This is a genomic window from Candidatus Pelagibacter sp., from assembly GCF_052049995.1.
Classification (GTDB): Bacteria; Pseudomonadota; Alphaproteobacteria; order Pelagibacterales; family Pelagibacteraceae; genus Pelagibacter.
The window spans coordinates 1-3537 of the sequence record NZ_JBNGYX010000018.1 but is presented as its reverse complement, the minus strand read 5'-3'; the positions used below and the strand labels follow the sequence as shown (position 1 = coordinate 3537).

General features: G+C 26.3%; 5 protein-coding genes. All 5 read left to right on the top strand.

Features of this window, described 5'->3' with window-relative positions; genetic code table 11:
• Positions 1-301: peptidase M22 (locus ACTT9Y_RS07070; protein WP_440933656.1), on the top strand; the 301-nt coding region annotated here is incomplete at its 5' end.
• Between the two features lie 9 nt (positions 302-310).
• Positions 311-724: a Fur family transcriptional regulator gene (locus tag ACTT9Y_RS07065; protein ID WP_440933655.1), complete on the top strand. Its 414-nt coding sequence runs from the start codon at positions 311-313 to the stop codon at positions 722-724.
• 2 nt (positions 725-726) lie between these two features.
• On the top strand, positions 727-2055 hold the full coding sequence (miaB, locus tag ACTT9Y_RS07060; RefSeq protein WP_440933654.1) for a tRNA (N6-isopentenyl adenosine(37)-C2)-methylthiotransferase MiaB: 1329 nt from the start codon (positions 727-729) through the stop codon (positions 2053-2055).
• A 3-nt stretch (positions 2056-2058) separates the two neighbouring features.
• Complete coding sequence (locus ACTT9Y_RS07055) at positions 2059-3054, top strand: PhoH family protein (RefSeq protein WP_440933653.1); 996 nt, start codon at positions 2059-2061, stop codon at positions 3052-3054.
• Positions 3047-3508 (top strand): rRNA maturation RNase YbeY, encoded by a 462-nt coding sequence (ybeY, locus tag ACTT9Y_RS07050; RefSeq protein WP_440933652.1) that lies wholly within the window; start codon positions 3047-3049, stop codon positions 3506-3508. Before ACTT9Y_RS07055 ends, ybeY begins: the two co-directional genes overlap by 8 nt.
• Positions 3509-3537 lie beyond the last annotated feature (29 nt).

Sequence of the window (3537 nt, the reverse complement as noted above, 5' to 3'; positions counted from 1 at the left end):
GAATACTAAAATTAATTATGAAAAATTAACTTTAATTATTAATGATTTTTTAAATTCTCATCAATTAAACTTGAAAGATATTAATACAATTTATTTAAATAGAGGGCCTGGAAGTTTTGCAGGAATCAGAAATTCATTTTCTATAGTTAAAGCATTCTATTTAACTAATAATATTGATTACTATTGTTATAGCATTCAAGATTTTAAAGGTGAAAAAGACATAAAATACGAAAATATCCCTCATTTGTGCGATAAATTTAATATTAAAAAAAATTTGATTAACCCTATTTATTTAAGTTAAAATTATTTTATGTCAGAAACAATAGAGCAAAAATGTATAGCAAAAGGTGTTAAATTAACTGATCAAAGAAGAGTAATTGCACAAGTAATGTCCGAGGCTTCTGACCATCCGGATGTAGATGAACTTTATAATAGAGTGTCTAAAATTGATCCAAAAATAAGTATTGCAACTGTTTATAGAACAGTAAAACTATTTGAAGAGTCTGGAATATTAACAAAGCATGAGTTTAAAGGTGGAAAAGCTAGATATGAAGAATTAAATGAAGGCCATCACGATCATTTAATAGATGTGAAAACTGGTGAGATTATAGAATTTGTAGACGACGAAATTGAAAAGTTGCAAAAAAAAGTTGCAGAAAAATATGGATACAAATTAGTAGACCATAAATTAGAATTATATGGGGTTAAGAAAAAATCCCAATAATTATGAATCAAAAAATATTTATTAAAACTTTTGGATGTCAAATGAATGAGTATGACTCTAATAGGATATTTGATTCAGTTAAAAAAATTGGTTATGAAAAAACAGAGAAGTATGAAGAAGCAAACTGTTATCTTTTAAACACATGTCACATTAGGGATAAAGCAAAAGAAAAAGTTTATCATGAAATAGGTAGAGTAAAAAAAATTTTTAGATCTAAAAAAAAACCATTGGTGATTATTGCAGGGTGTGTTGCTCAAGCAGAAAACCAAGAAATGCTTAAAAGAGAACCTTACATAGATTTAGTAATTGGTCCTCAAGCTTATCATAGAATTAACGATACAATTATGAATTATACTGAAAAAAAGAAAAAGATAGAAGAGACTGAGTTTGATGCAGTTTCTAAATTTAAATATTTAAGTAAAATAAAAAATGAAGCTGGAAAAGTATCATCTTTTTTAACCATTCAAGAAGGATGTGATAAGTTTTGTCATTTTTGTGTAGTTCCATACACAAGAGGACCAGAATATTCTCGACCATTTAATCAAATTTTGGATGAAGCAAAATATTTAGCTGATAATGGTGCAAAAGAAATAATTTTACTTGGTCAAAATGTAAATGCTTATGATAATGAAGGATACAGACTATCAGATTTAATTTTAAATATTGAAAAAATATCTGAAATTAAAAGAGTTAGATATACAACATCTCACCCAAAAGATATGACTGAGGATTTGATTGAAGTTTATAAAACTTCTAAAAAGTTAATGCCACTAGTGCATTTACCTGTCCAAAGTGGATCTAATAAAATTTTAAACTCAATGAACAGAAAACATACTATTGAGGAATATCTAAATACTTTTGATAAATTAAAAGAAATTAATCCAAAGATAGAATTTTCAAGTGATTTTATTATAGGTTATCCCGGTGAAGAAGATCAGGATTTTAAGGATACCTTTAATTTAATTGAAAGGGTTAAATTTATTAACTCTTACTCTTTCATCTTTAGCCCAAGACCTGGAACAGTAGCCGAAAATTTAGACTTAATTGAAAAAAAAATTTCTATTCAAAGATTAGAAAAAATTCAAAATGTTTTATTCGAAAATCAAATCCAAATGAACAACTCATTGAAGGGAAAAGTTATAGATGTTTTGGTTGAAAATTTAACCGATGATAAAAGAAAAGCTTTTGGCAGATCTGAGTATATGACATCTGTAATTTTTAATGGTAAAAAGAGTGATATTGGAAAAATAGTGCAAATAAGAATTAAAGATAGTAATAGAAATACTTTATTTGGTGAAATTATAACTAATTCGGATCAGAAGGTTGCTTAAAACTTGACTGAAATTAAAAAAAAAAATATCGATCAATTTTTAAAATTTGTTTATTCAGATAACAATTCTTTAAGTGTTATATTTCATGACAACAACTTGTTAATGGGTGTTGTTGGAGAATTTAATAAAAATTTACAAGAATTAGAAAAAATTACAAATTGCAATCTACATTCAAGGGGAAATTCAATTTTAATCAAATCAACACCTGAAAAGAATGATAAAATTAAAAACGCTATTCAATTTTTGGCTAATCAGTTTATTAATAATGGAAGTATAGAGAATAAAGATATACTTTCATCAGTTGATAATTTTATGATTAACGAAAAAGTAAAAAATAATAATGTTACAGACATTATCAAAACTCCCAAGAAATCTATAATTCCTAGATCTGAAAAACAAAAAAGCTATGTCAGAGCTTTAAGAGAAAGTGATATTATAATTTCAGCTGGACCAGCGGGAACAGGAAAAACTTTTTTGGCAGTAGCTGTAGGTTTAACTATGCTTTTAGAGAAAAAGATTGAGAGAATTATTCTTTCAAGACCAGCTGTAGAAGCGGGTGAGCGTTTGGGATTTTTACCAGGTGATATGAAGGAAAAAGTAGATCCTTATCTTAGACCTTTATACGATTCTTTATATGATCTCTTCGACTTTGAGAAAATACAGAGAATGATTGAGATTGGAGATATTGAGATTGCGCCTTTAGCATTTATGAGAGGTAGAACTCTTAAAAATTCCTTTGCAATTTTAGATGAGGCGCAAAATGCTACGGATACTCAGATTAAAATGTTTTTAACACGTATTGGAGAAAATTCAAAAATAGTCGTTAATGGAGATCCTTCTCAAATTGATTTACCAAATAAAAGTATGTCAGGATTAGTCCGATCAAAAGAGTTGCTTGGGCATTTAAAGGAAATATCCATAGTTGATTTTGATCACTCAGATGTAGTTAGACATCCACTTGTTTCTAAAATAGTTAAAGCATACTCAAATAATGATTAGTATTAATGTTTTCTCTGAGGAGAAGGCTTGGTCAAAAAGGATTAAAAATAAAGATATTTTTTTTAAAAAAATATGTAAAGCCTTTCCAAAAAAATATAAATTTTTGAATAAAAAAGTAACCTTCACGCTATTACTTTCTAACAATAAGAATATTAAAAAATTAAATAAGGTTTTTAGAAAAAAAAACAAATCTACCGATATTTTATCTTTTCCATTAGATAAAAAAATAAAAATTAAAAAAAATACTTATTTGGGAGACATTATCATTAGCTATAATTATCTAGACAAACCAAGATCACAAGATTTAAAATTTTTTAAAGAAAAAGTTGCTAAAATATTAATACATGGTTTTCTTCATTTATTAGGTTTTGATCATAAAAACAATAAAGATTATTCCAAAATGTTAAAAGAGGAAAATATATTATTTAAATCTGTGCAATCAAAAATTAATTAATTTGAAAAATAAATTTTATATTGAATTAA